Annotated in this window: 28 protein-coding genes and 1 other annotated feature; of the genes, 8 read left to right on the forward strand and 20 right to left on the reverse strand. The window is 60.5% G+C overall.

Annotation, left to right across the window (positions count from 1 at the left end; translation table 11 throughout):
• Window positions 1-170: 170 nt before the first annotated feature.
• Window positions 171-923 (forward strand): DUF1853 family protein, encoded by a 753-nt coding sequence (locus PVT67_RS09565; protein ID WP_301493239.1) that lies wholly within the window; start codon window positions 171-173, stop codon window positions 921-923.
• 67 nt (window positions 924-990) lie between these two features.
• Here the strand turns inward: PVT67_RS09565 and ihfA are convergent, their stop codons facing one another.
• The 7 genes from ihfA to thrS form a co-directional block, all read right to left on the reverse strand.
• The gene (ihfA, locus tag PVT67_RS09570) at window positions 991-1,275 is read right to left on the reverse strand and encodes an integration host factor subunit alpha (RefSeq protein WP_301493240.1); all 285 of its coding nucleotides are present in this window, start codon (window positions 1,273-1,275) and stop codon (window positions 991-993) included.
• Window positions 1,276-1,278: 3 nt separating this feature from the next.
• Window positions 1,279-3,657, reverse strand: coding sequence for a phenylalanine--tRNA ligase subunit beta (gene pheT, locus PVT67_RS09575; RefSeq protein ID WP_301493242.1), 2,379 nt, complete (start codon window positions 3,655-3,657; stop codon window positions 1,279-1,281).
• Between the two features lie 16 nt (window positions 3,658-3,673).
• On the reverse strand, window positions 3,674-4,657 hold the full coding sequence (gene pheS / locus PVT67_RS09580; RefSeq protein ID WP_301493244.1) for a phenylalanine--tRNA ligase subunit alpha: 984 nt from the start codon (window positions 4,655-4,657) through the stop codon (window positions 3,674-3,676).
• A 17-nt stretch (window positions 4,658-4,674) separates the two neighbouring features.
• Window positions 4,675-4,796: a sequence feature (Phe leader region), on the reverse strand.
• 44 nt (window positions 4,797-4,840) lie between these two features.
• A complete protein-coding gene (rplT, locus tag PVT67_RS09585) occupies window positions 4,841-5,194 on the reverse strand; it encodes a 50S ribosomal protein L20 (RefSeq protein WP_301493245.1) in 354 nt (117 codons plus the stop codon).
• 16 nt (window positions 5,195-5,210) lie between these two features.
• Entirely contained in the window at window positions 5,211-5,408 is a 198-nt protein-coding gene (rpmI, locus tag PVT67_RS09590) for a 50S ribosomal protein L35 (RefSeq protein WP_301493246.1), read from the reverse strand.
• 78 nt (window positions 5,409-5,486) lie between these two features.
• Complete coding sequence (infC, locus tag PVT67_RS09595) at window positions 5,487-6,032, reverse strand: translation initiation factor IF-3 (protein WP_301499682.1); 546 nt, start codon at window positions 6,030-6,032, stop codon at window positions 5,487-5,489.
• A gap of 2 nt (window positions 6,033-6,034) precedes the next feature.
• Window positions 6,035-7,963: a threonine--tRNA ligase gene (gene thrS / locus PVT67_RS09600; RefSeq protein WP_301493247.1), complete on the reverse strand. Its 1,929-nt coding sequence runs from the start codon at window positions 7,961-7,963 to the stop codon at window positions 6,035-6,037.
• Between the two features lie 277 nt (window positions 7,964-8,240).
• Here thrS and PVT67_RS09605 point away from each other — a divergent pair, with 277 nt between their 5' ends.
• From PVT67_RS09605 to PVT67_RS09615, 3 genes are all read left to right on the forward strand, one after another.
• A complete protein-coding gene (locus PVT67_RS09605) occupies window positions 8,241-9,584 on the forward strand; it encodes a M20/M25/M40 family metallo-hydrolase (protein ID WP_301493248.1) in 1,344 nt (447 codons plus the stop codon).
• Window positions 9,496-10,239, forward strand: a complete 744-nt coding sequence (locus tag PVT67_RS09610) for an START domain-containing protein (RefSeq protein WP_301493249.1) — start codon at window positions 9,496-9,498, stop codon at window positions 10,237-10,239. The genes PVT67_RS09605 and PVT67_RS09610 overlap by 89 nt, the downstream gene beginning before the upstream one ends.
• A gap of 250 nt (window positions 10,240-10,489) precedes the next feature.
• Window positions 10,490-11,365: a fructosamine kinase family protein gene (locus PVT67_RS09615; protein WP_301493250.1), complete on the forward strand. Its 876-nt coding sequence runs from the start codon at window positions 10,490-10,492 to the stop codon at window positions 11,363-11,365.
• Here the strand turns inward: PVT67_RS09615 and PVT67_RS09620 are convergent.
• Together PVT67_RS09620 and PVT67_RS09625 are read right to left on the reverse strand one after the other, a co-directional pair.
• On the reverse strand, window positions 11,359-11,844 hold the full coding sequence (locus tag PVT67_RS09620) for a hypothetical protein (RefSeq protein WP_301493251.1): 486 nt from the start codon (window positions 11,842-11,844) through the stop codon (window positions 11,359-11,361). The two genes, PVT67_RS09615 and PVT67_RS09620, sit on opposite strands and share 7 nt — an antisense overlap.
• A gap of 125 nt (window positions 11,845-11,969) precedes the next feature.
• A complete protein-coding gene (locus PVT67_RS09625; protein WP_301499738.1) occupies window positions 11,970-12,422 on the reverse strand; it encodes a hypothetical protein in 453 nt (150 codons plus the stop codon).
• Between the two features lie 134 nt (window positions 12,423-12,556).
• Between PVT67_RS09625 and PVT67_RS09630 the strand changes: the two genes are divergently transcribed.
• On the forward strand, window positions 12,557-12,757 hold the full coding sequence (locus tag PVT67_RS09630; RefSeq protein WP_301493252.1) for a zinc ribbon domain-containing protein: 201 nt from the start codon (window positions 12,557-12,559) through the stop codon (window positions 12,755-12,757).
• 1 nt (window position 12,758) lies between these two features.
• Here PVT67_RS09630 and PVT67_RS09635 read toward each other — a convergent pair whose 3' ends face one another.
• Window positions 12,759-13,595 (reverse strand): 23S rRNA (adenine(2030)-N(6))-methyltransferase RlmJ, encoded by an 837-nt coding sequence (locus PVT67_RS09635; protein WP_301493253.1) that lies wholly within the window; start codon window positions 13,593-13,595, stop codon window positions 12,759-12,761.
• 64 nt (window positions 13,596-13,659) lie between these two features.
• On the opposite strand from PVT67_RS09635, the gene PVT67_RS09640 reads away from it, so the two are divergent.
• Window positions 13,660-14,235 carry a DUF5655 domain-containing protein gene (locus PVT67_RS09640; protein WP_301493255.1) on the forward strand — a complete coding sequence of 192 codons (576 nt, stop codon included), beginning with the start codon at window positions 13,660-13,662 and terminating at the stop codon, window positions 14,233-14,235.
• Here the strand turns inward: PVT67_RS09640 and rsuA are convergent.
• Window positions 14,232-14,924, reverse strand: a complete 693-nt coding sequence (gene rsuA, locus PVT67_RS09645) for a 16S rRNA pseudouridine(516) synthase RsuA (protein ID WP_301493256.1) — start codon at window positions 14,922-14,924, stop codon at window positions 14,232-14,234. The two genes, PVT67_RS09640 and rsuA, sit on opposite strands and share 4 nt — an antisense overlap.
• Window positions 14,925-15,056: 132 nt before the next feature.
• On the opposite strand from rsuA, the gene PVT67_RS09650 reads away from it, so the two are divergent.
• Window positions 15,057-16,241: an amino acid aminotransferase gene (locus PVT67_RS09650; protein ID WP_301493258.1), complete on the forward strand. Its 1,185-nt coding sequence runs from the start codon at window positions 15,057-15,059 to the stop codon at window positions 16,239-16,241.
• Window positions 16,242-16,306: 65 nt separating this feature from the next.
• On the opposite strand, the gene ggt is transcribed toward PVT67_RS09650, so the two are convergent.
• From ggt to PVT67_RS09665, 3 genes are all read right to left on the reverse strand, one after another.
• Window positions 16,307-18,007 carry a gamma-glutamyltransferase gene (ggt, locus tag PVT67_RS09655; protein WP_301493261.1) on the reverse strand — a complete coding sequence of 567 codons (1,701 nt, stop codon included), beginning with the start codon at window positions 18,005-18,007 and terminating at the stop codon, window positions 16,307-16,309.
• A gap of 244 nt (window positions 18,008-18,251) precedes the next feature.
• Window positions 18,252-18,659, reverse strand: coding sequence for an acyl-CoA thioesterase (locus tag PVT67_RS09660; RefSeq protein WP_301493263.1), 408 nt, complete (start codon window positions 18,657-18,659; stop codon window positions 18,252-18,254).
• 15 nt (window positions 18,660-18,674) lie between these two features.
• Entirely contained in the window at window positions 18,675-19,244 is a 570-nt protein-coding gene (locus PVT67_RS09665; protein ID WP_301493265.1) for a tRNA-uridine aminocarboxypropyltransferase, read from the reverse strand.
• 47 nt (window positions 19,245-19,291) lie between these two features.
• Here PVT67_RS09665 and rrtA point away from each other — a divergent pair, with 47 nt between their 5' ends.
• Window positions 19,292-19,867, forward strand: a complete 576-nt coding sequence (gene rrtA, locus PVT67_RS09670) for a rhombosortase (RefSeq protein ID WP_301493266.1) — start codon at window positions 19,292-19,294, stop codon at window positions 19,865-19,867.
• Between the two features lie 36 nt (window positions 19,868-19,903).
• Here rrtA and PVT67_RS09675 read toward each other — a convergent pair whose 3' ends face one another.
• The 6 genes from PVT67_RS09675 to rpsA all read right to left on the reverse strand — a co-directional run bounded on the left by PVT67_RS09675 (window position 19,904) and on the right by rpsA (window position 24,541).
• Entirely contained in the window at window positions 19,904-20,218 is a 315-nt protein-coding gene (locus PVT67_RS09675) for a ComEA family DNA-binding protein (protein WP_301493269.1), read from the reverse strand.
• 61 nt (window positions 20,219-20,279) lie between these two features.
• On the reverse strand, window positions 20,280-20,981 hold the full coding sequence (pyrF, locus tag PVT67_RS09680; RefSeq protein ID WP_301493270.1) for an orotidine-5'-phosphate decarboxylase: 702 nt from the start codon (window positions 20,979-20,981) through the stop codon (window positions 20,280-20,282).
• A gap of 9 nt (window positions 20,982-20,990) precedes the next feature.
• Window positions 20,991-22,160, reverse strand: coding sequence for a lipopolysaccharide assembly protein LapB (gene lapB, locus PVT67_RS09685; protein WP_301493271.1), 1,170 nt, complete (start codon window positions 22,158-22,160; stop codon window positions 20,991-20,993).
• Between the two features lie 3 nt (window positions 22,161-22,163).
• On the reverse strand, window positions 22,164-22,439 hold the full coding sequence (locus PVT67_RS09690) for a LapA family protein (protein ID WP_301493273.1): 276 nt from the start codon (window positions 22,437-22,439) through the stop codon (window positions 22,164-22,166).
• An 86-nt stretch (window positions 22,440-22,525) separates the two neighbouring features.
• Window positions 22,526-22,816, reverse strand: coding sequence for an integration host factor subunit beta (locus tag PVT67_RS09695; RefSeq protein WP_301493275.1), 291 nt, complete (start codon window positions 22,814-22,816; stop codon window positions 22,526-22,528).
• 51 nt (window positions 22,817-22,867) lie between these two features.
• Window positions 22,868-24,541, reverse strand: a complete 1,674-nt coding sequence (rpsA, locus tag PVT67_RS09700; protein ID WP_301493276.1) for a 30S ribosomal protein S1 — start codon at window positions 24,539-24,541, stop codon at window positions 22,868-22,870.
• Between the last annotated feature and the right edge of the window lie 29 nt (window positions 24,542-24,570).

The raw sequence follows: 24,570 nt of genomic DNA on the forward strand, positions 1-24,570 counted from the left end.
AAATTCTTGTACAACTTTTTGGGTTCGTAAGGCATTACGTGTAGAGGTTTTCATCCGGATCACCGGCAGCGATATTTTTTTGGGGGGCATTAACCCCTGCCTGGTTTGGGCCCCGATACACAGTGGTGGCATCATGCTCCTTAGACGATGCAGCCCACCAAGGAGCGACCTTGACCTTCTTCAGCTCCTCCCAATGCCTGGCCATGCTCGATTGGGTGGCGAACAGCCCTCCTCTGCTCGACCTCGGCCCAGAGCCAGAATTGCCCCTGGTGGATAGCAGCGACCTGGCGGGCCTTGGCCTTCGCCTCGGTCAGTGCCGGCGCCTTGGCCAACGCTTCGAACTGCTGGTGGCCCATCTCATCGAGCACAATTCCCGTTACCGGCTATTGGCACGGGATCTGCCCATTCGCAGCGGCGGCCTCACCTTGGGGGCACCGGACCTCATCGTTGAAGATTGCCACAGCGGCGACATCGAACATTGGGAGCTGACGGTGAAGTTCTACCTGGGGTTGCCGGAGGGCTGGCTGGGACCGGGGCGGCAGGATTGGCTGGAAGACAAGGCCGAGCATCTGCGCCAGCACCAGCTGCCGCTGCTGACCAAACCGGCAGCAGAGCCTTGGTTGGCAGAAAAGGGCTGGCGGATAAAACGCAGCCGGCTGCTGAGCCGGGGCCTGTTGTTTGGGCAAGGGCCTCGGCATCCTTACCTCGCCGCCGGCCACGGCCAGGGCCTTTGGTTCCACGCCAGCGCCCTGCCAAAAGGCGACTGGTACGCCCTGCCCCGCTGGCAATGGTTGGCAAAGCTGGACGAAGCCAACCTGGAGCCCCTAGGCAGCGAGCGAGGACCCGTGATGATAGTGCGCCAGGAAGGCGGCCAGTGGCGGCGCCATTTCCTGGTGCCGGACGGCTGGCCGGCAGGTGACTAGGCCAGCCACGGCAGCTTTCAGGCAATAAAAAAGGGAGCCCTTGGGCTCCCTTTTTCGCGTCTGAGACTCAGACCTCTTCCACTCGGCTCTTCAGCTTCTGGCCGGGCCTGAAAGTGACAACGCGCCGGGCAGAAATGGGAATGTCCTCACCGGTTTTCGGGTTACGGCCGGGACGTTGGTTCTTGTCCCTGAGCTCGAAGTTGCCGAAGCCGGAGAGCTTGACCTGCTCGCCGTTTTCCAGCGCCTGCCGGATCTCCTCAAAAAAGGATTCCACCAGCTCCTTGGCAACCCGTTTGTTGATCCCCAGTTTGGTAAAGAGGTGCTCGGCCATCTCTGCCTTGGTCAGCGCCATAGATCACTCCCTCAAGGATGCATTGAACTGGCTCTTCAGCGCGTCGACCACCTTGTTGACCACTTCAGCGATCTCACTGTCTTCCAGCGTCCGCGCCGTGTCCTGAAGCGTCAGGCTGACGGCGAGGCTCTTGTGGCCTTCGGCGACGCCCTTACCGCAGTACAGGTCAAACAAGTTTACGTCAACTACCTGATTTCCGCCAATTTTTTGCACTGCCTCGAGAATATCACCGGCAGCCACCTCGTTTTTCACCACCAACGCCAGGTCGCGGCGGTTGGCGGGGAAGCGGGAAACGGCTTTGGCTTCGGGGATCCGGCGGTCGCCGAGCATTTCCCATTGCAATTCAAAGACCAAGGGTTGGGACTTCAGACCAAGAGCCTTGGCGGCTGCCGGGTGCAGCATGCCGAAGTGGCCCACTACCTGGTCGCCGCGCAGGATCCTGGCGCTCTGGCCTGGGTGCAGGGCACCGAGATCGCTGCGCTCGAAGCGGAACTCGCCCAGCGCCCCGGTCAGGGCCAGCAGCTGCTCGAGGTCGCCCTTGAGGTCGAAGAAATCGCTGGTGCGCTGCTCCAGAGTCCAATGCTCGCCATGGGCGGAACCGGTGATGACGCCGGCCAGCATCTTCTGCTGCTTGAGCTCGCCGCCGCGGGTGATGAAGCGCAGGCCGCTCTCGAAGAAGCGCACCCTGCCCTGCTGGCGGTTCTGGTTGTGCAGCACGCCCTGCAGCAGGCCGGGCCAGAGGGAGACGCGCATGGCCGACATCTCGACCGAGATGGGGTGCGGCAGCACCATCACGTCCTCGGCCGGGAACAGCACCTGCTGGACCTTGGGGTCGACGAAGCTGTAGGTGATGGCTTCCTGGTAGCCCAGATCCACCAGCAGGGAACGCACCCGCTTGAGGCTGAGCTCGGCCTCGCGGTGGTGGTTCATGGCCAGATGGCCCAGGGGCGCCTTGTTGGGAATGCTGTTGTAGCCATAGACCCGCGCCACTTCTTCGATGAGATCTTCCTCGATGGCGATATCGAAGCGGTAGCTGGGGGCTGTGACTGTCCAGGCGCTGCCGTCGAAACGGGGGGCCGTGCCCAGGCGGGCGAGGATCTCGGTGACTTTCTCGTCCGCTATCTCGGCGCCCAGCACCCTGGCCAGGCGCGCCTTGCGCAGCACTATCTCGCCGTGCACCGGCAGGTGCTCGGGGCTGACGGCTTCCACCACGGGGCCGGCTTCACCGCCGACGATGGCCAGCAACAGCTCGGTGGCGCGCTCCATGGCGCGGCGGGTCAGCTTGGGATCCACGCCCCGCTCGTAGCGGTGGGAGGCATCGGTGTGCAGGCCGTACTGGCGGGCACGACCGGCGATGGCGGTGGGGGCGAAGAAGGCCGCTTCCAGGAAGATGTCCTGGCAGGCAGCGGTGACGCCGGAGTGCAGGCCGCCGAAGATACCGGCCATGGCCAGGGCCTTGTTGGCATCGGCGATGACCAGGGTGTTGTCCTTGAGCTCCACCTCGGACTCGTCCAGCAAGGTCAGCTTCTCGCCGGCCTTGGCCAGGCGCACCTGGATATCGCCATCCAGCTTGGCCAGATCGAAGGCGTGCAGCGGGTGGCCCAGCTCGAGCAGCACATAGTTGGTGACGTCCACTACGGCGTCGATGCTGCGTACGCCGCTCTTACGCAAGCGCTCGGTCAGCCACAGCGGGCTGGGGCGGCTGACGTCCACCCCCTTGATGACCCGGCCCAGATAACGGGGGCAGGCCTCGGGGTTTTGGAGGCTTATGGCGCGCTGGGCATCGATGCTGGGAGCAACGACCGTCTCGGCGACTTCGGTGACGTCCAGGTTGTTCAGCACCCCCACTTCCCGGGCCAGGCCCAGGATGCCGAGGCAGTCGGCGCGGTTGGGGGTGAGATCCACTTCGATGGTGCTGTCGTTGAGCTCCAGGTAGTCGCGGACATCGGTGCCTACGGGGGCGTCAGCGGCCAGTTCAATGATGCCGTCCGCTTCGATATCGATACCCAGCTCGGAGAAGGAGCAGAGCATGCCGTGGGAGGGCTGGCCGCGCAGCTTCGCCTTCTTGATGGTGAAGTCGCCGGGCAGCACGGCACCGACCTTGGCCACGGCCACTTTCAAGCCCTGGCGGCAGTTAGGGGCGCCGCAGACGATGTCCAGCAGTTCGGCTTCGCCGACGTTGACCTTGGTCACCCTCAGCTTGTCGGCGTCCGGGTGCTGGGCGCATTCCACCACTTCACCGACGACGACGGTGTGGAAGCTACCGGCAACAGGTTCGATGCCGTCCACTTCCAGGCCGGCCATGGATAGCTGTTCGGACAGGGTCTGGGTGTCGATGGCGGGGTTGACCCACTGGCGCAACCAGCTTTCGGAAAATTTCATAATCGGACTCCCTGCCTTAGTTGAACTGCTTGAGGAAACGCACGTCGTTCTCAAAAAACGCACGCAGGTCGTTGACGCCGTAGCGGCGCATGGCCATGCGCTCCACGCCCATGCCGAAGGCGAAGCCGGTGTATTTCTCCGGGTCTATGCCCACAGACTTGAGCACATTGGGGTGCACCATGCCGCAGCCCAATATTTCCAGCCACTTGCCGTCCTTACCCTTGACGTCCACCTCGGCGGAGGGCTCGGTGAAGGGGAAGAAGCTGGGGCGGAAACGCACTTCCAGTTCCTCTTCGAAGAAGTTCAACAGGAAGTCGTGGAGTATGCCCTTGAGCTCGGCGAAGGAGATGTTCTCGTCCACCAGCAGACCTTCCACCTGGTGGAACATGGGGGTATGGGTCTGGTCGTAGTCGTTACGATAGACGCGGCCAGGGGAGATGATGCGCAGCGGCGGCTTCTCCACTTCCATGGTGCGGATCTGCACGCCGGAAGTCTGGGTGCGCAGCAGCAGGTCGGGAGTGAAGTAGAAGGTGTCGTGATCCGCCCGGGCCGGGTGATGGGCCGGGATGTTCAGGGCATCGAAGTTGTGGAAGGCGTCTTCCACTTCCGGGCCTTCCTTGACGGCAAAGCCCAGCTCGCTGAAGAACGCCTCTATGCGCTCTATGGTGCGGGTCACGGGGTGCAGGCCGCCGAGGGCCTGGCGGCGGCCCGGCAGGGTCACATCAATCTGCTCGGCGGCCAGCTTGGCGTTGAGTTCGGCCTCCGTCATGGCGTCTTTCTTGGCGTTCAGGGCGGTCTGCACCGCTTCTTTGGCCTCGTTGATGACGGCGCCCGCCTTGGGGCGTTCCTCGGGGCTGAGATCCCGCAAGGATTGCATCTGCAGGGTCAACAGACCCTTCTTGCCCAGGTAATCGACCCGGATGGCGTCCAGTGCCGCCATGTCCGCGGCCGCCTCTATGGCGGCCTTGGCCTGGCTGACGATCTCGTCAAGATGTTGCATGGCGTCCTCGTATCACAAACAAAAAAGCCTCCCGTCCGGGAGGCCTTGGGTTTCCTTTAGCTTCTTCTTCACCAAGGGAAGGCCTCCTGACTGTCAGGAAGTAAAGAAGAAGCTAAAGAAAAACCGGTTCAGTTGCATGTTTCTCATCCAAGCAAAAAAGGGGGGCAAGCGCCCCCCTCCGTCTTACAGGGCTGACTTGGCTTTTTCAACCAGGACAGTGAAGGCGGCTTTGTCGTGAACAGCGATGTCAGACAGGATCTTACGATCGATTTCCACGGAAGCTTTCTTCAGACCGTTGATGAAACGGCTGTAGGACAGGCCGTTCTGACGGGCAGCCGCGTTGATACGGGCGATCCACAGTTGACGGAACTGACGCTTCTTGGCACGACGGTCACGGTAAGCATATTGACCGGCCTTGATCACGGCCTGGAAGGCAACGCGATAGACGCGGCTGCGGGCACCGTAGTAACCCTTGGCGGCCTTCATGACCTTCTTGTGACGAGCGCGAGCAGTTACACCACGTTTAACTCTTGGCATTTGAAATCCCCCTCAATTACAGGTTAGGCAGCATACGGTCGACCAGCGGCTTGTCCGCTGCAGCAACCATGTGGGTGTCGCGCAGCTGACGCTTACGCTTGGAGGATTTCTTGGTCAGGATGTGGCGCAGGTGAGACTGCTTGAACTTGTAGCCACCAGAAGCAGTTTTTTTGAACCGCTTGGCAGCGCCACGATGGGTCTTCATTTTTGACATTACGAATAACTCCGCATTGTTAATAAACAACAACCAGGGCGAGCGGGCCGAAGCGGCCCACTTCTTGTGGGCGCCTGGTTATTTCTTTTTGGGTGCCAGCACCATCACCATCTGGCGGCCTTCCAATTTGGGGAAGGACTCGACAACAGACAGTTCTTCGAGATCGGCCTTGATGCGTTCCAGAAGGTCGCGACCGAGCTCTTGGTGAGCCATCTCACGGCCGCGGAACCGCAGCGTGATCTTGGCCTTGTCACCGTCTTCCAGAAAGCGAATCAGGTTGCGCAGTTTTACCTGATAGTCGCCTTCATCCGTGCCAGGGCGGAACTTGATTTCCTTCACCTGGATCTGTTTCTGCTTTTTCTTTTGTTCTTTTGCGCTTTTTTGCTTTTCGTAGAGGAACTTGCCGTAGTCCATGATCTGGCAGACCGGCGGCTCGGCGTTGGGGCTGATTTCCACCAGGTCCAACTGAGCCTCTTCTGCCTTCTGCAGGGCTTCCTGAATTTGAACAACGCCGAGCTGCTCGCCTTCGGCGCCGATAAGGCGCACTTCAGGAATGCGGATCAGATCATTGATACGGTGTTTCGGTTTCTGCTGGACCAGAGGGCCTCGTCTTCCGCCTTTAATAGTTATTCCTCCACGGTTTGTTGGGCTCGGCTATCGATTTCGCCTTTGAGCTTGCCGATGATGTCGGACAGCTTGAAGGTGCCGAGGTCTTGCCCCTTGCGCGTACGGACAGCGACTTCGCCGCTCTCTCTTTCCTTGTCACCTACAACCAGCAGGTAAGGGACACGCCTAAGGGTGTGCTCGCGGATTTTAAAGCCTATCTTCTCGTTTCTCAAGTCGGCCTTGGCTCTAATGCCCGCGCTTTCAAGGGTTTTTACCACTTCCTGCACATAATCGGCCTGGGCATCGGTGATATTCATCACCATGGCCTGGGTCGGGGCCAGCCAGGCAGGGAAGAAACCGGCGTACTCTTCGATGAGGATCCCGATGAAACGTTCCAGGCTGCCGAGGATGGCGCGGTGGATCATCACCGGCACCTTGCGGTCGTTGTCCTCGGCCACGAAGCTGGCGTTCAGGCGGCCCGGCAGGGCGAAGTCGAGCTGCACTGTGCCGCACTGCCAGGCGCGGCCCAGGCAGTCGTGCAGGGTGAATTCAATCTTGGGTCCGTAGAAGGCGCCCTCACCGGGCTGCAGATCGAACTCGATACCCTTGGCGGCCAAGGCGTCGGCCAGGCCCTTCTCGGCCTTGTCCCAGATGGCATCGGAGCCGATGCGCTGCTCGGGGCGGGTTGACAGCTTGACCTTGATGTTCTCGAAACCAAAAGTGGCGTAGGTGCTGTAAACCATGTCGATACAGCTGGCCACTTCGGCCTGTATTTGATCTTCGGTACAGAAGATGTGGGCGTCATCCTGGGTAAAGCCACGAACCCGCATCAGGCCGTGCAGGGCGCCGGACGGCTCGTTGCGATGGCAAGAGCCGAACTCGGCCATGCGCAGCGGCAGGTCGCGGTAGGATTTCAGGCCCTGGTTGAAGATCTGCACGTGGCCCGGGCAGTTCATGGGCTTGATGGCGTAGTCGCGGTTCTCGGAGCTGGTGGTGAACATGGCGTCCGCGTACTTTTCCCAGTGGCCGGAGCGCTCCCAGAGCACGCGGTCCATCATCAGCGGGCCTTTGACTTCCTGGTAGTCGTACTCGCGCAGCTTCTCGCGGATGAAGGTCTCGAGCTGGCGGAAGATGATCCAACCGTCGTTGTGCCAGAACACCATGCCCGGGGCTTCTTCCTGGAAATGGAAGAGGTCCAGCTGCTTGCCTATCTTGCGGTGGTCGCGCTTCTCGGCCTCGGCCAGCTGCACCAGGTAGCTGTTCAAGGCCTTCTTGTCGGCCCAGGCGGTGCCGTAGATGCGCTGCAGCATCTTGTTCTTGGCATCGCCGCGCCAGTAGGCGCCGGCCACTTTCATCAGTTTGAAGTGGTGGCAGAACTTCATGTTCGGCACGTGCGGGCCGCGGCACATGTCGATGTATTCTTCGTGGTGGTAGAGGCCAGGCTTGTCATCGCGGCTGATGTTCTCGTCGAGGATAGCCATCTTGTAGCTCTCGCCGCGGGATTCAAAGACATCCCGGGCTTCCTGCCAGCTCACCTTCTTCTTGATGACGTCGTAGTCTTTCTCGGCCAGCTCATGCATGCGCGCTTCCAACTGGTCCAGGTGCTCCTGGGTCAGGGGGAAGTCCAGATCCACGTCGTAGTAGAAGCCGTTGTCGATCACCGGGCCTATGGCCATCTTGGTCTGGGGCCAGAGCTGCTTGATGGCGTGGCCCAGCAAGTGGGCGCAGGAGTGGCGCAGTATCTCCAGGCCTTCGTCGTTCTTGGCGGTGATGATGGAGAGGCTGGCGTCTTCGCTGATAAGATCGCAGGCGTCCACCAGCTCGCCGTTGACACGGCCGGCGATGGTGGCCTTGGCCAGGCCGGGGCCTATGTCGAGGGCCACGTCCATCACGGATACGGGGTTGTCAAAATGGCGAACGGAGCCGTCTGGCAGGGTAATAGCAGGCATGAGATGTCCTTTGTCAGTGGTGACCCGTACCAAGGGCCACATGAGAGCTAACAGATTGAAATGTCAGTTGCTTACCACCCAAACCAAGGGCGTCTCGGCAGCGGGATCCCCGCCCTGACCTAAAGAGCGTCAATGATAGCGGTGAAAAAGGCCGCCATGCAACGCTTCTCCCCTGCCCCTTTTGGTCGCACCCTAGGAGCGTGACAGCGCAGTCCCGGCCTGCGGCCCTGTGCCGGCCTGCTAGGGTAAGGGCACCAAAGACAGGAGAATAAAGACGATGAAAAAGACCCTGCTTGCCGCCGCCCTGCTGCCCTTTTTTAACCAGGCCCAGGTGCCGCCGGCAGAGAAGCCCGAGCTCTACCAGATAGCGGAGGCCATCTCCGCCAAAAACATGGAGGCAGACGTCGCCAAGCTGGTGAGCTTCGGCACCCGTCATACCCTTTCCGACCAGAAGTCCGAGACCCGTGGCATCGGCGCCGCCACCCGATGGGTGGAAAGCCAGTTCAAGGCCATCAGCGCCCAGTGCGGTGGTTGCCTGGAGGTAACCACCGTCTCCGGCACCATCAGCGGCGAGGAGCGGATCCCCAATCCGACCCTGGTGACCAACGTCATCGCCATCAAGTGGGGCAGCGAGGACAAAAAACGCATCGCCATGCTGACCGGCGACATCGATTCGCGGGTCACGGACGTCATGGACGCCACCTCAGACGCTCCCGGCGCCAATGACAACGCCTCAGGCGTCGCCGCTACATTGGAAGCAGCCAGGGTGCTGTCCAAGCACGACTACCCCGGTACCATTGTCTTCGCCGCCCTCTCGGCCGAGGAACAGGGCCTCTTCGGCGGTAAGATCCTGGCCGACTACGCCAAAAAGCACGGCTGGAACATCGACGCCGTTATCAACAACGACATGATAGGCAACACCAGCGGCATCGACGGTATAGTGGATAACCACACGGTGCGGGTCTTCTCAGAAGGTACCCGCGCCGTGGAGACACCCGAAGAGGCCAGGCTGCGCCGTTTCACAGGCGGCGAGCTGGACTCCCCGTCCCGCAACCTTGGCCGTTACATCAAGGCCCTGGCCCACCAGTACATGCCAATGCTGGACGTGATGATGGTCTACCGCCTGGACCGCTTCGGCCGCGGTGGCCACCACAGGCCCTTCAACGAAGTGGGCTACCCCGGGGTGCGGCTAATGGAGACCCACGAGAATTACAACCGCCAGCACCAGGACGTGCGGGTGGAGAACGGCATCCATTACGGTGACGTGCTGGCAGGGGTGGATTTCGACTATGCCCGCAAGGTGACGGCCCTGGACGCCATCACCCTGGCTTCCCTGGCCTGGGCACCCAAGCCGCCGGAGGATGTGGACATCAAGGGCGCCGTCAGTCCCGACACTGACCTTCGCTGGAAGCTGGGTACGGACAAGCAGTTGGCCGGCTACAAGATCTATTGGCGCTTGACCACGGAGCCCACCTGGACACACAGTCGGTATCTGGGCAAGGTGGATAACTTCAGCCTCAAAGGAGTGGTCATTGACAATTATTTCTTCGGCGTTGCCGCCGTCGCCAAGGACGGCACCGAAAGCCCTGTGGTCTTCCCAGGTCCTGCTGGGGCCTTCTAAGGCCCTGTGCCTGCTGTTGCTGCTCTCTGGCCAGGCCTTGGCCGACTGGGAACAGCAAAGCCAGGACAAAGGGGTCAGCCTCTGGACCCGCCAGGCCGAGGCCGGCCTGGTGGAGGTCAGGGCCCAATGCGAGGTGGTGACCCGCCTCTCGGCCTTCGTGGCGATCATGGAAGACATGGCCGCCATGCCCGACTGGGTGGCCTACAGCAGCGGTGTCGAGCGCCTGGCCAAGCCCTCCTCCCAGGAAGACGTCATCCACAGCCGCTTCGACCTACCCTGGCCGGCCAGGAACAGGGACATGGTCACCCTGTCCCGCTGGTCCCAGGACAGCGATTTCACCTTGCACCTCAAGCTTGAGGACCAAGGCCAGGCCTACCCCAAGACCAAGGGCTATGTGCGCATGGAAAAGGTCGAGGGAGAGTGGATCCTGAGCCCCCAGGGCGGTGGCCTGGTGCAGATCCGCTACCAGGGCCTGGCCGACCCTGCCGGCTGGCTGCCCCACTGGCTGGTCAACCAGATAGCCGTCAAGTCCACCGCCAAGACCCTCGGCAGGCTCTGCCATCGTATCCAGGGGCTGCGCTACCAAGACAGCCGCTACCCCTTCGTTACCGAACCTCCTGCCACCCGTACCCGCAGCGAAGAGGTCAAATCTTGACCTGGATTAAGGTAGGCCGTCGTATTAGTGTCATGCTGAGCAACTAGACTGTGTCTGTCAGTACAGCCCAGGGAGGCAAGGAACATGCTGGCCAAGACCTCGACCCAAAGACCCACCCACCACAGCGCCAAGGGCGGCCAATGCCCTCGCCTGCTGCCGTTGCTGAAGTCCCTTTCACAGCTTGAGGCCCGCCGCCAGGCTCAGAAATCCGCGCTAAGCTGTTAACATCGGCTTCCGGCGAGATGATCCTATGTGGCATGCCCTTGAGAATGAGATAGGCGCCTTTCTGGGGCGCCCCTACCGCATCCTTGACCGTGACCTCCAGGAGCAAAGCGCCCGTCGCCAGATCTACAGGCTCAGCGACGGCAAACTCAGCCTGCTGGTCAAGATTGGGGATACCGAGCTGCAGGAACTGTTGAAGGCACAGGCCTTCGGCTTGGCCGAGCTGTCCCGCTTTGGCCCCCTGCGCACGCCCGAGGTGGTCTGTGTCGGTGCGACCAAGGGCTTCAGTTATCTGGTCATGGAGTGGCTGAACATGGAAGAGCCCAGCCGCCTCGGCTGGCAACGCCTCGGTGAGGGCTTGGCCGCCTTGCACCAGCGCCAGGACCAGGCCAAGTATGGCTTCGACCAAGACAACTTCATCGGTGACAACCCCCAGCCCAACCCCTGGCACAAGCACTGGTACCGCTTCTTCGGCGAACAGCGCCTGGCCTATCAATTGGAATTGCTGGCAGAAAAGGGCCAGGCCTTGGTGGAAAGCGAAGCCTTGCTGGACTGCGCGGGACGGCTGCTCAAGCACCACCAACCCTCCCCCAGTCTGCTGCACGGGGATCTCTGGCGAGGCAATGTGGGTTTTGTCGACGATCAGCCGGTGGTGTTCGATCCGGCTTGCTACTACGGGGACAGGGAGGTGGATCTCGCCATGACAGAGCTGTTCGGCCGCTTTGATCCCGACTTCTACGCCGCCTATGACGACGACTTAGCCCTGGATGAACAGTACGAATCCAGGCGGGAACTCTATAACCTCTATCACCTGCTCAACCACGCCAACCTCTTCGGCGGGCCTTACCTGGCCCAGGCCCAGCAAAGCGCCAAGCGCCTGCTGGACCTGCATCGTCATCAGTAGCGAGGCTGGACGACCACGTATTGGCGGCCGCCGTCTACCGGCAGGTACCAGATCCCGTTGGCAACCAGGTAAAGCCTGCCTTCGTAGGCCACCTTGGAGGTGGGGCCCACTATCGTGTCCACCACAGTGCCGGGGCTCAGATCGGCACTGCCATTGTCCACGACTCTGTAAGTGCCAGCCGGAGGCCTATCCACATAGACATAGTTATTGCCCTGCTGGCGGTAGTAGGCGTTGTCCACTATGGCGTAGGTCACGCCGGCCAGTATGGCGAAAGTCGCTAACCCTGCCAGGGCATTACCGTGATAGGAGCGATAACGCGGCGCAGGACCATGGTGGTGATAGCCAGATTTGACCACTATCACCTTGTCGTTGTGGCCATGAGCGTAACCGTGGCCGCGACCATTGTCATGGGCGCTGGCGGCCAAAGGAGCCGCGGCCAGGCTGGCAAGGGTCAGGGTGGTGATCAGGGCATTTTTCATGGCTGCTTCCTCTTTTTCTGCACACTTTCATTATGCAGGGCACCCTTTAACGGAACTGAACAAACCAGGGTAAAGTAACGTAAAAGCGCGGTTAAGGCGCCGTTGCCGGCGCCTCAGGTTCGACCTCAGCGGCCCTCAATGACCTGGTAACGCCCGGCAGGCGGCTCGGGGACGTATACAAAGCCGTCCCCTCTTTGCCGGTAGTAGACGTTATCCACTATGGCGTAGGTCACACCGGCCAGCACGGCAAAAGTGGCTATCCTGGCCAGGTTGTCCCTGTGGTAATAGCGATACCGGGGTTGTGGCGCCCTGTGCTGGTAACGGCGGTCAACGACAATCACCCTGTTGTCTTGGTAGCGGCGGCCATGCTCCCAGCCACGGTGCTCGGTCCGGCGCTCATGACCATGCCCCCAGCCGCGATGCTCGGAGCGGTAGTAGTGCCGGCTGTGGTGATCATCTTGGCGATCATGGCCGCGGTCATGATGAAATTTGCCGCTGTCGTACTCGTCGGCATTAGCGGCAAGGGGGGCCAGGGTCATGCCCGCTATGGCGAGGCTTAAGATGAGAGTGCGTTTCATGGCGGTTTCCTCCTTCTTCACACAGGGTCAAGTATGCGGAGGTCGCCTAAACGGCGATGAACGCCGAGCCGTAAAGTAACGTAAAAGCCCTTCGCCGGTGCCATAATTGGGATCATCGCCCTGGCGGAGGCCTTATGGATTCCGTAAAGAGCTGGCGGGTGGAATGCCCCAACTGCGGGCACCCCACCTTCGTCACAATAGAACCCGGCGACGTTGGCCAGGATTTTGTCGAAGATTGTGCCAACTGCTGCAGCCCCATCCATATCCTGGTGACCGAGGATATGGACGGCGTCCTCACCGTCCAGGTGGACGGCGAAGACGAGCAGCTCTACTGACTTACTCTTCCACCAGCCAATCGCAACGGTACTGCCCGGCACCGCCTGCCAGCACTTGGTCAAGCCAGGGTAAGGCGTCATCCATTGCCGCCTTGAGGGTCCAGGGCGGGTTGATCACCAATACCCCTGCTGCCGTCATGCCATGCTGGTCGGTGTCCGGCCTTATCCCCTGCTCGATGCGCAACTGTTTGCGGATGCCGGTCGCCTTGAAGGCGGCCATCATGGCTTCCACCCTGGCCCTTTCCACCACCGGGTACCAGAGCAGGTAGGTGCCGGTGGCAAAGCGCCGGTAGGCGTCGCTGATGGCCGCCACCACCGCCTGGTAGTCTTCCTTGATCTCATAAGGTGGATCCATGATCACCAGGCCGCGCTTTTCCTTGGGTGGTACCTTGGCTACCAGGGTTTCGTAGGCGTCGGCCTGTTCGATGCGCACCTGGCGGTCGCGGCCAAAAGCCTGTTGCAGCAGGGCCAAGTCGGCCGGGTGCAGTTCGGTGAGGAAAAGCCTGTCTTGATCGCGCAGCATGGCCTTGGCCAGCCAGGGGGAACCCGGGTAGTGCAGCAGTTCGCCCGGGTTCATGGCCTTGACCAGATCCAGGTAGGGTTGCAGGGCCGCTGGCGCATCCCCTTTGGCCAACACCTTCTCGATACCCTCCTTGTATTCCCCCGTCTTCTGGGCCTTGTCGTCGGTCAGCAAATAGCGACCTGCCCCGGCATGGGTGTCGTGAACATAGAAGGGTTTGTCCTTCTGTTTGAGGTAATCGAGGATGAAGGTGATGACGGCGTGTTTGAGGACGTCGGCGTAGTTGCCGGCATGGAAGGCGTGGCGATAACTAAGCATGGTACTGGCCCGCAGGAAAAGTTCGGGGCATTCTAAAACGACGGTCACCTGAAATCATCATCCCATGTACCAGCCCCACCCCGCTATCAAGCATGCCAAAGCCATGGCCCAGAACCTGGCCGCCGATACCGGCCGAGAACTCACCGACTGGCGCGCCCTGGTGGCGGCCGAAGCTCCCAACGACCCAAAGGCCTGGTTGAAGGCCGAGTACGGCCTTGGCGGCGCCACCGTAGGCCTTATCCTGGATCCTTACAGCGCAGATGAAGACCATTACCTGGAGATGGCCCCCAAGTGGGTGGACGCCCAGTACAGCGGCAAGATGGCGGCGCTGCGGCCCCTCTATGACGCCGTCGAAGATCTGCTGTTATCCATCTCGGACGAGGTCCAGCTCTGCCCCACCCAGACCCTGGTATCGGCCTACCACAACAAGCTCTTCGCCCAAGTCAAAGTCGCCAGCCAGTCGGCCATCGACCTGGGGCTGGCTCTGGGCACTGCTGTGCCTTTCGGCAGGCGACTGGAAGATACGGGGGGCCTCGCCAGGAAAGACAGGATCACCCACAAGGTGCGGCTGACTGACGTCAGCCAACTGGACGACGAACTGGGCCAGTGGCTGGCCCAGGCCTTTGAGTTTGCCCGTTAGACCAGGCTGGCCACTTCTTCTGGGGTGAGGGGACGGTATTCGCCCTCGGCCAGATCCGGATCCAGCTCCAGGGCGCCTACGGCTTCGCGGTGCAGATCTACCACCTTGTTGTCCAGGGCGGCGAACATCCGCTTGACCTGGTGGTACTTGCCTTCGCTGATGGTCAGCAGCACCTCGGTATCGCTGATGCGCTCCAGCTGGGCCGGTTTGGTGAGGTGGCGTTCGCCGCGCAGCTGCACTCCTTCCAGGAAGCGGGCCTCGGCGTCGGCCACCAGGGGCTCGTCCAACCAAACCCGGTAACGTTTCTGGCACTGATGCTTGGGGCTGGTGACACGGTGGGACCACTGGCCGTCATCGGTCAGCAGCACCAGACCTGTGGTGTCGAGATCTAGGCGCCCCGCCATATGCAGGCCGAAGCGCTCCCTGTCGTCCAGCAGCAACAGTACCGAGGCGTGTTCGGGATCGTCGGTGGAGCAGACGTAGCCCTTGGGCTTGTGCAGCATCAGGTAGCGGCTGCCCAGGGAGCGCATGGGCTCGCCGTCCAGAAGTACCTGATCCTGCTCTGTCACCTTGAAGCCAGGATCCTTGACCACTTCCCCGTTCACCGACACCAGCTCCTTGTGCATCAGCCTTTTTACCTGGGCACGGGAGTAGTCTGAGTTGTCGGCGATAAACTTATCCAAACGCATCTGTAACGAACCTTAAACGCTAGGGAGCGGCATTTTACCCTTAATTGCGCCCCTGACCCACTTAACCTTGCCCCCTATTTGCCTTAGGCTAAAGGGAAGTCCGAACCCACCCCCAATTTTGGAAATCCGAACATGTTCGAGAGCCTGCACGCCCTGCCCGCCGATCCCATCCTTGGCCTGTCCGTTGCCTACCAGAAAGACGGCAACCCCAACAAAGTGGATCTCGGTGTAGGTGTCTACAAGACCGAGACCGGTGAAACCCCGATCATGAAGGCGGTCGCCCTGGCCCAGCGCCAGCGCATCGACACCGAAACCACCAAGACCTATGTCAGCTCCGCAGGCGATGCCGGTTTCAACGACAAACTTGCCAAGCTGGTGTTCGGCGCAGAAAACCCGGTGCTGGCCCGCCAGTGCACCGTCACCACCCCGGGCGGCACAGGCGCCCTGCGCATGGCAGCCGAGCTCATCAAGCGCTGCCATCCTGGCGCCACCGTCTGGGTCACCAACCCCACCTGGGCCAACCATACCGCCCTGTTCCAAGATGCAGGCCTGGTGGTCAAGTCCTACCGCTACTTCGACAAGGACAATTCCTGTGTCGATTTCGCCGGCATGATGGAAGCACTCAAAGCCATACCCAAAGGGGATGTCGTACTGCTGCACGCCTGCTGCCACAACCCCTCTGGCGCCGATCTCAGCCAGGAGCAATGGAAGGCTTTTGCCGAGCTGGCCAAGGAAAAGGGCTTCACCCCACTGCTGGACATGGCCTATCAGGGCTTCGGTGTGGGCCTGGAAGAAGACGCCTTTGGCCCCCGCTACCTGGCCGAGACCCTGCCCGAGCTGCTGCTCACCACCTCCGGCTCCAAGAACTTCGGCATGTACCGTGAGCGCGTCGGCGCCCTGACCATGGTGGCGGAGAACGGCACCCGCGCCGAGATCCTCTCCAGCGTCATCCAGAACGTGGCCCGCTGCATCTACTCCATGCCCCCTGTCCACGGCGCCGCCATCATCGACATCATCCTCGGCTCCAACGAGCTCAGCGCCCTGTGGCAGCAGGAACTGGCCGAGATGCGTGGCCGTATCCACGATCTGCGCGCCCTGCTGGTGGAAAAACTCCACGCCCGTCAGGACCAGAAGGACTTCAGCTTCATCACCCGCCAGTACGGGATGTTCTCCTTCCTCGGCATCAGCCCCGAGCAGGTGCGCCGCCTCAAGGAAGAGTTCTCCGTCTACATGGTGGACTCCAGCCGCATGAACCTGGCCGGTATCAACCACCAGAATGCCGATTACCTGGCCGACGCCATCGTCAAAGTGCTCTAAGGCCAAGCCATGAAAAAAGCCGCTCAGTGAGCGGCTTTTTTGTTTTTGGCATGACGGCCAGTGGCTTACTGCGCCAGGACCTTACCTTCACGGCGGGGATCCGCCCCGCCCTGCCAGCGGCCATCCGGCAAGCGCCAGATCCCCTGCAGGCCGGAGTTCAGGTCGATAACCCGCACGTCATGGCCCCTGGCCTTGAGACCCTGGACCCAGTCTTCCGCCACAGTGCCCTTTTCCACGGCAGTGTAATCGTTGCGGTTGGTGACGTTGGGCAGGTCGATGGCAGCCTGGATGTCGAGGCCTCCGTCAATGACGCCCACCAAGGTCTTGGTGACGTAGTTGATGATCCTTGAACCGCCGGGAGAGCCCACCATGCCCTGCAGCTCACCCTTGTAGAGCACCATGGTCGGCGACATGGAGCTGCGGGGACGCTTGCCCCCTTGGACCCTGTTGGCCACCCAGCGGCCTTGAGCGTCCTTGTCACCGAAGTTGAAGTCGGTAAGCTCGTTGTTGAGCAGGAAGCCCCCCACCATCAGGGTGGAGCCGAAGCCCATCTCGATGCTGGCGGTCATGGACACGGCGTTGCCGTCCTTGTCGATGGCCACCAGGTGGCTGGTACAAGGCAGCTCCGGGCTCTTGGTATCGGCCCTGGGGCCAAAATCGCCTGGCAGGGCGAACTTGTCAGAATCCCCTACCAGGCCGGAACGGCGGGTCAGGTACTTGTCGTCCAGCATGGCCTTCATGGGTACCGGGACAAAGGCCGGGTCACCTTCGTAGCGGTTACGGTCGGCAAAGGCCAGGCGGGAAGCCTGGGTAAAGCGGTGGACACCGGCCAGATCCCAGTTGCTGATGGGCGGCAGCTTGTTGAGTATCCCGAGCTGTTGAGTCACCACCAGGCCGCCAGCCGGGGGCGGCGCACCACACACCTGATATTGGCGGTAGGGGCCACAGACGACGCCGCGCCAAATGGGCCTGTAGTCACGCAGGTCGCCCAAGGCCATCTGCCCCGGGTTGCTGGCATGGCCTCGCACCGTAGCCACTATGGCCTTGGCCAGATCACCTTCGTAGAAGGCTTTGGGTCCGTCCTTGGCAATGGCTTTGAGGGTCTTGGCAAAGGCAGGGTTCTTCAGGCGCTGGCCGGCTTTCAGGGCCTGACCGCCGGGGAAGAAATAGTCCTTGGCTGTCGGCGAGGTGCGCAGGCCCGGGTTCATCTCGATGCGCAGCAGCTCGGCCAGGCGTGGGCTGACGATAAAGCCGTCTTCTGCCAGCTTGATGGCCGGTTGGAAAAGGCTGGCCCAGGGCAGCTTGCCGTATTTCTGGTGCGCTTCCCAAAAGCCCTTGACGACCCCAGGCACCCCGACGGAGCGCCCTCCTACCAGGGCTTTGAAGAAGTCCATGGGCTTACCGTTCTCCATGAACAGCTCGGGGGTGTCGGCCTTGGGCGCCATTTCCCTGGCATCCATTGTCTTGATGGTCTTGGCCTTCTCATCCCAGACCAGCATGAAGGCACCGCCACCGACCCCGGACGACTGAGGCTCGACCAGGTTCAAGACCATTTCGGCGGCGATGATGGCATCCACGGCCGAGCCACCTTGCTTGAGAATGGCAAATCCCGCCTGCGAAGCCAGGGGATTGGCGGTAGCCATCATCAGCTTGTTGCCTACCACAGCCTGCTGTTGGTGGCGGCCCGTGGCCGCTTCCGGCTCGCGAATTTCCCCCTTGGCCAAGACCAGGGTCGGTATCAGGGCAAGCCAAAGCCAATGTCGCACGGCAGCACTCCTTCGGTTCTTTACAATCAAAGGGATGCTGACAGGGGCCAATAAAAAAGGCAACCCGCGAGGGTTGCCTTTGTTTCACGTAATGCTTCTAGCAAAGATGAGCATCTTCCTCCAACTCCACGGGCAGTTCTCTGACTACCTCATCCTGGAGCTGGTAATAAGGCTCATGGCTCTCATGGTATTCCATGGTTGCTTGGCCTCTCTTGTAGGGTCGGCGCGCATTGTAACGTTTTCGTCAGCCCTGCTCTAGGTGTTTTTGCAGGAATTCGGCAAGCTCCCCTGTCATGGGCAGCGCCTTGCCGGTCTTCTGGTCAAGGCAGACAAAGGTGATGGCGGCGTCGGCCACCAGGGTGTCGGTCCCTTCCAGGAACACCTGCTGGCTGACGACCCCGGAGCGTTCGGACAGTTTGCCCAGGCAAGTGTCGATGCGCAGTTGCTGCCCCAGGGTAGCGGCGGCGCGGTAGTTGATGTTGATGTTCACCACCACAAAGGCTATCTGGTGCTGCTGGAACCAGGCCATATCCCCTGAGTCTTCCAGCCAGCCCCAACGGGCTTCTTCGAGAAATTCCAGGTAACGGGCGTTGTTGACGTGTTGGTAGACGTCCAGGTGATAACCCCGAACCTTGATGTGGGTGTGATGCATGTTGTTATCGGTCCTTCATTGATAATGGCGCTTGGCCTCGGCCGGCATACGGACCAGGGCTCTCTGGATAAGGTCGTCAAAGGCCTGCTCAAGGGGACTGAGATCGAGGCCTGGTTCCAACAGGGCCAGCGCCTGGCAGACAGCCTCGACGGTACTGAGGGCGCCGTCCTTGCGGCTCTTGCGCAGCAGGTAACGGCTGCCCTCCCCCATCGGCAGGCTCACTTGGGGCAAAACCTTGAGGGCGGGGCTCTGCTCATAAAGGCGAAGTGCCTTGCGCCAGGTGCCATCCAACACCACCAGTTGGCGAGGCGGCGCCGGTACTTGGCTGAGGCAGCTTGATTGAGGTCCAGGGAACAGCAGCGCGGCATCCCGCCATTCCAGAGGCAAGGCCTCTACGGCCTGGGTCCTCAGCAACTGGCTATGGGGCAAGGCCTTCTTCACCAAGGCGGCTGTTCCCAGGGGATGCCGCTCTTCCCCCGGGTACTGCACCAACAGCACCCGCGTCTTCGCCGGCACAGGCCCAACCAGGGCGCAGATACAATGGATCCGCAGTCGTTCGCAGTCCGGACAGCTTGCTCGTCCCATGACTCCCCCTTAGGATGGAGGCCCATTCTAAGAAGAGTTAACGTCGGATGCCATATCTGGTCGGAGCTTTTAGTCTGATCCTGGTGGCGGGTCTCTTGGCCTTATTGCCCGCTTCCCTGCACCAATACCTGATCTATGACCGCCAGGCGATACTCGATGGCCAGCTATGGCGGGTACTGACAGGCCACCTGATGCACACCAATTTTTGGCACCTGGCCATGAACAGCGCCGGTACCCTGGTGATTGCTTGGCTGCATGGCCGCTACTACAGCTTCGCCGCCTGGTGGGGGCGCCTGGCTTATCTCGGCCTGATGACCAGCCTGGGCCTGTTGATCTTCTGCCCAGAGCTGCGCTGGTACGTCGGGCTTTCCGGGGTATTGCACGGCCTCATCCTGATGGGAGCCTATGAGGACATCAGGGTGGGTGAGAAGACAGGCTGGCTTATCCTACTGGGTGTCATCGCCAAGATCAGTTGGGAGCAGATCTTCGGGGCACCGGCCGAGACCGCCAGCCTCATCAACGCGCCCGTCGCTACCCAGGCCCACCTGTTTGGGGCCCTGTCCACCCTGCCTTGGCTGCTGGTGGCCTATGGTTTGAACAAAAAGAAAGCCGCTCAAAACTGAGCAGCAGCTAAAGAAAAGGGGCCTTTCGGCCCCTTGTTATTTGAAGCGAATTTTATCGGCATTCGCGCTGAGAAGCTTATCTCCAAGGCCTTTCACTGCCTTGAGCTCGTCAAGGGATTTGAAAGGGCCATGGGCCTCTCTGTATTCCACAATGAGCGCTGCCTTTTTCGCTCCGACGCCCTTGAGAATGTGGGCGATTTGCTCTGCCGAAGCAGAATTTACGTTTACCGTCTCGGCCACCGTTTGCGCCATGGCGGATTTGCCTGACTGGGTTTCGGCGCCAATAGCCGGGACCATACTCAAGGCCAGGAGGCTGGCCACTAAAAACGCACTACGAAAGTTCCTTTTCATCGGTATGTCCTTCACCAAGGTTTGTCCCTGTGAGCACATCCCAAGCTCGCCTTAAGTATAGTCAGTTTTTCAGGCTGTCATTGATGGCGGCCAGGGCCGTCAGGGGCTCGGCGGCCTGGGTGATGGGACGTCCGATCACCAGATAATCTGAACCGGCGGCAATGGCCTCGGCGGGTGTCAGGATCCGCTGCTGGTCGCCTGCGTCGCTGCCGGCCGGACGAATGCCGGGGGTCACCAGCTTGAAATCCTGACCCAGCTCGGTCTTGAGCAGGCTAGCTTCGCGGGCAGAACACACGACTCCGTCCATACCGGCTTCCCTGGCCAGGCGAGCCAGGCGCAGCACCTGTTGCTGTGCCGTTTCAGCCTCCACCCCCAGTTCGGCCAGCTCCTCGTCCTGCATGGACGTCAGCACTGTCACGGCGATCAGCAGCGGGGCCTTGTCACCATAGGGAGCCAAGGCCGCCCTGGCGGCACTCATCATACGGCTGCCACCGCTGGCATGGACATTGACCATCCAGACGCCAAGCTCGGCGGCGGCGGCCACGGCCTTGGCGACGGTGTTGGGAATGTCGTGGAATTTTAGATCCAGGAAGACATCGAAGCCCTTGGCCACCAGCTCGCGGACAAAGTCAGGACCGAAGAGGGTAAACATCTCCTTGCCCACCTTGAGGCGGCATTGGGCCGGGTCCAGCCTGTCAACCAGGGCCAGGGCCTTGTTCTTGTCATCGAAATCCAGGGCCACTACTACGGGCTTGCTCGTCATAAAGGTTCCTCAGTCTCCATCCAAACCGCGGATGGGTTTGATCTGCCCCCACTGCTGGCAGGACGGGCATAGCCAATAGCGCTTGTTGGCGCTAAAGCCGCAGTGGCGACAACGGTAAGTGGGGCGGATGCGGATCTGCTGTTCCACCAGCTCCGCCAACAAATTCAGGCTGGCCTTGGCAGAAGGTTCGGCCACCTTCTCCCTCTGGTATTGGATCAGGCGGCGAAAGCCCTTGAGGGTGGGATGGCGCTTGAGTTCATCCAGTAACAGGTCTTCGGCGTTGTCACGCCCCGCCTCTGACTGGATAAGGTCGGCCAGGGCCAGCACCACAGAGACGCCGCTGTCTCGGACCACGGCCCTGGCCAGGAACTGGTGGTAGCCTTCGCTGTCGCCAAGGCGGCTGAAGAGATCGGCGATAAAAGGCAGCAGCTCAGAGGTATTGTCGGGATCCGTGTCCACCACAGGGATCAGTGCCGCCAGGGCCTCCTCGGTGCGGCCGGACTGGCGATGACACTGGGCCAGGCCTTCGCGGGCCCTGGTGCAGGCACTGTCCACTTCCAAGGCTTTCTTGAACTCCTTGATGGCCTCGCCCGCCTTGCCCTTGTCCAGCGCCAGCTCGGCCAGTTGGCAGTGGAAGTGGGCCAGGGCACGGGTAATGGCCGGAGGCCTATCCTTGCCCATGGCCTTGGCCACCTTGATGGCGTTGTACCAGTCCTTGGTGTGCTGATAGATGGCCAGCAGTTGCTCCTGGGCTTGCTGCTGGTGGTCAGGATCGTCCTTGAGCTCGGTGAAGATGTTTTCGGCCCTGTCGTAGAGGCCGGACACCATGAAATCCAGGCCCAGTTCGAACATGGCCAGGCGCCGGTCTTCTTCACTGATGGAAGGCCTGGCTACCAGGTTCTGGTGGATACGGATGGCTCTGTCCACCTCGCCGCGACGGCGAAAGAGGTTGCCCAGTGCCATATGGGTTTCCAAGGTCTCGGCATCTACCGCCAGCATGTCGATAAAAAGGTCGACGGCCTTGTCTGGCTGGTCTGACAGCAGGAAATTCAGGCCTTTGAAATAGCGTCTGGACAGGCGATTGCGCTGAACCTCCCGTTCCTGGCGTACGCTACGCCGCCCCATGTACCAACCGTAACCGGCTGCGATGGGCAGGAGCAGGAACAGGAGTTCAACCATGGATCAGGCGTCTTTGCTCATTGAGCGCAATTTTTTCTGCAGGGCCTTTATCTTGAGGCGCTGCAGCCAGCATTGGGTCCCCAATACCAGGAAAGCCAGCACGGCTCCCAGGGCAAAGGCGATACCCAGCCATTGGCCGACGGAGAACGTCTTCTGGGCAATGAGGTAATTGACGGCAACGGGTTGGGCGTTTTGGGCTCCCACGGCCAGTGCCAGGGCGAAAATGAGAATGGCTAGCAGCCATTTGATGAGGGTGAGCACCGCACCTCCTGTGGGCATGATCAAACGCCGGTATTATTGCCTGAAAAGGGCTTCAGACACAAAAACGGCATGCTCTCGCATGCCGTTTTTTTTGAGTTGACTGTTCAGGATTGGACGCTCAGGTTGACCCTTTCCCGCAATTCCTTACCCGGTTTGAAATGCGGCACCTGTTTGGCGGGCAATTCAACAGAGTCACCGGTCTTGGGGTTACGCCCAACACGCGGCGCCCGGTAATGCAGGGAGAAGCTGCCAAATCCCCGGATCTCGATGCGCTCACCTGCTTCCAGGGTATTGGCCATCTGTTCCAGAATTTCCTTGACCGCCATTTCCAGATCCCGCGCAGGCAGGTCAGGATATTTGGTCGTCAGGCTCTCAATGAGTTCTGATTTGGTCATGGAATTGTCCTCTGCGCCAAAGAGACGGGGCACAAGGCCCCGTCCGCCTGATTAGTCTTCGCTCTTGGCCGCTTTGAAGGCTTCAGCCATAGCGTTCGGGATAACCGCGTCTTCCTGGCTGTTCAGGTGCTCCATGGCATCACGCTCGTCTGCTTCATCCTTGGCACGGACGGACAGGGAGACGGTGCGGTTCTTGCGATCAACGCCCATGAACTTGGCTTCGACAGACTCACCGACCTTCAGGACGGTGGAAGCGTCTTCGATGCGCTCACGGGAGATGTCGGAAGCACGCAGGTAGCCTTCAACACCTTCACCCAGATCGATGGTGGCGCCTTTGGCGTCAACGGCGATCACGGTACCGTTAACGATAGCACCTTTCTTGTTATCGCTCAGGTAGTTGTTGAAAGGATCGGCTTCCAGCTGCTTGACGCCCAGGCTGATGCGCTCGCGCTCGGCATCCACTTGCAGTACAACGGCGGTGATTTCTTCGCCTTTCTTGTACTCGCGTACGGCTTCTTCGCCGGTAGCGTTCCAGGAGATGTCGGACAGGTGAACCAGACCGTCGATGCCGCCGTCCAGACCGATGAAGATACCGAAGTCGGTGATGGACTTGATCTTACCGGAGACTTGGTCGCCCTTGTTGAATTTGCCAGCGAACTCTTCCCAGGGGTTGAGTTTGCACTGCTTGAGGCCCAGGGAGATACGACGACGCTCTTCGTCGATGTCCAGAACCATGACTTCCACTTCGTCGCCCAGGTTGACAACCTTGGAGGGATGGATGTTCTTGTTGGTCCAGTCCATTTCGGAAACGTGTACCAGGCCTTCAACGCCTTCTTCGATTTCAACGAAGCAGCCGTAGTCGGTCAGGTTGGTCACGCGGCCTTTAAGCTTGTGACCTTCAGGGTAACGCTCGGCGATGGAGACCCAAGGATCGGCACCCAGTTGCTTGAGGCCCAGGGACACACGGGTACGCTCGCGGTCGAACTTCAGTACCTTGACGGTGATCTCGTCGCCGACGTTGACGATCTCGGAAGGATGCTTGACGCGCTTCCAAGCCATGTCGGTGATGTGCAGCAGGCCGTCAACGCCACCCAGGTCTACGAAGGCACCGTAGTCGGTCAGGTTCTTAACGATACCCTTGACTTCCATACCTTCTTGCAGGTTTTGCAGCAGTTGCTCACGCTCAACGTTGTTCTCGGACTCGATCACAGCGCGACGGGAAACCACGACGTTGTTACGCTTCTGGTCCAGCTTGATGACCTTGAATTCCAGGTCTTTGTTTTCCAGGTGAGCGGTGTCGCGGATAGGACGTACATCAACCAGGGAGCCGGGCAGGAAGGCACGGATGCCGTCCAGGTCGACAGTGAAGCCGCCCTTGACTTTGCCGTTGATGATACCGATGACGGTTTCGTTGTTCTCGTAGGCTTTCTCGAGAACCAGCCAGGCTTCGTAGCGCTTGGCTTTTTCGCGGGACAGGATGGTCTCGCCGAAGCCGTCTTCTACGGTGTCCAGGGCCACGTCAACAACGTCACCGACGTTTACGGTGATTTCGCCGTTGGCGTCTTTGAACTGTTCGGCAGGAATAGCGGACTCAGATTTCAGACCAGCGTCAACCAGTACGATGTCCTTCTGAACGCGGACAACGGTACCTTTGACGATGGAACCCGGGCGGGTTTCGATTTCTTTCAGGCTTTCTTCGAACAGTTGAGCAAATGATTCAGTCATGTGTGTCTGCTTATTTAACAAACCATGCG

It is taken from the genome of Gallaecimonas kandeliae (genome assembly GCF_030450055.1).
Taxonomy (GTDB): Bacteria; Pseudomonadota; Gammaproteobacteria; order Enterobacterales; family Gallaecimonadaceae; genus Gallaecimonas; species Gallaecimonas kandeliae.

Bases quoted from the DNA above. Each gene is read 5' to 3' on its own strand.
- rpsA (WP_301493276.1), bottom strand. From the start codon at position 24,541: ATGACTGAATCATTTGCTCAACTGTTCGAAGAAAGCCTGAAAGAAATC.
- PVT67_RS09690 (WP_301493273.1), bottom strand. From the start codon at position 22,439: ATGCCCACAGGAGGTGCGGTGCTCACCCTCATCAAATGGCTGCTAGCC.
- pyrF (WP_301493270.1), bottom strand. From the start codon at position 20,981: ATGACGAGCAAGCCCGTAGTAGTGGCCCTGGATTTCGATGACAAGAAC.
- PVT67_RS09640 (WP_301493255.1), top strand. From the start codon at position 13,660: ATGTACCAGCCCCACCCCGCTATCAAGCATGCCAAAGCCATGGCCCAG.
- PVT67_RS09615 (WP_301493250.1), top strand. From the start codon at position 10,490: ATGTGGCATGCCCTTGAGAATGAGATAGGCGCCTTTCTGGGGCGCCCC.
- PVT67_RS09605 (WP_301493248.1), top strand. From the start codon at position 8,241: ATGAAAAAGACCCTGCTTGCCGCCGCCCTGCTGCCCTTTTTTAACCAG.
- thrS (WP_301493247.1), bottom strand. From the start codon at position 7,963: ATGCCTGCTATTACCCTGCCAGACGGCTCCGTTCGCCATTTTGACAAC.
- PVT67_RS09620 (WP_301493251.1), bottom strand. From the start codon at position 11,844: ATGAAAAATGCCCTGATCACCACCCTGACCCTTGCCAGCCTGGCCGCG.
- pheS (WP_301493244.1), bottom strand. From the start codon at position 4,657: ATGCAACATCTTGACGAGATCGTCAGCCAGGCCAAGGCCGCCATAGAG.
- PVT67_RS09675 (WP_301493269.1), bottom strand. From the start codon at position 20,218: ATGAAAAGGAACTTTCGTAGTGCGTTTTTAGTGGCCAGCCTCCTGGCC.
- PVT67_RS09660 (WP_301493263.1), bottom strand. From the start codon at position 18,659: ATGCATCACACCCACATCAAGGTTCGGGGTTATCACCTGGACGTCTAC.
- rrtA (WP_301493266.1), top strand. From the start codon at position 19,292: ATGCCATATCTGGTCGGAGCTTTTAGTCTGATCCTGGTGGCGGGTCTC.
- PVT67_RS09665 (WP_301493265.1), bottom strand. From the start codon at position 19,244: ATGGGACGAGCAAGCTGTCCGGACTGCGAACGACTGCGGATCCATTGT.
- PVT67_RS09635 (WP_301493253.1), bottom strand. From the start codon at position 13,595: ATGCTTAGTTATCGCCACGCCTTCCATGCCGGCAACTACGCCGACGTC.
- PVT67_RS09630 (WP_301493252.1), top strand. From the start codon at position 12,557: ATGGATTCCGTAAAGAGCTGGCGGGTGGAATGCCCCAACTGCGGGCAC.
- PVT67_RS09625 (WP_301499738.1), bottom strand. From the start codon at position 12,422: ATGAAACGCACTCTCATCTTAAGCCTCGCCATAGCGGGCATGACCCTG.
- rplT (WP_301493245.1), bottom strand. From the start codon at position 5,194: ATGCCAAGAGTTAAACGTGGTGTAACTGCTCGCGCTCGTCACAAGAAG.
- pheT (WP_301493242.1), bottom strand. From the start codon at position 3,657: ATGAAATTTTCCGAAAGCTGGTTGCGCCAGTGGGTCAACCCCGCCATC.
- rsuA (WP_301493256.1), bottom strand. From the start codon at position 14,924: ATGCGTTTGGATAAGTTTATCGCCGACAACTCAGACTACTCCCGTGCC.
- rpmI (WP_301493246.1), bottom strand. From the start codon at position 5,408: ATGTCAAAAATGAAGACCCATCGTGGCGCTGCCAAGCGGTTCAAAAAA.
- ihfA (WP_301493240.1), bottom strand. From the start codon at position 1,275: ATGGCGCTGACCAAGGCAGAGATGGCCGAGCACCTCTTTACCAAACTG.
- PVT67_RS09650 (WP_301493258.1), top strand. From the start codon at position 15,057: ATGTTCGAGAGCCTGCACGCCCTGCCCGCCGATCCCATCCTTGGCCTG.
- PVT67_RS09695 (WP_301493275.1), bottom strand. From the start codon at position 22,816: ATGACCAAATCAGAACTCATTGAGAGCCTGACGACCAAATATCCTGAC.
- lapB (WP_301493271.1), bottom strand. From the start codon at position 22,160: ATGGTTGAACTCCTGTTCCTGCTCCTGCCCATCGCAGCCGGTTACGGT.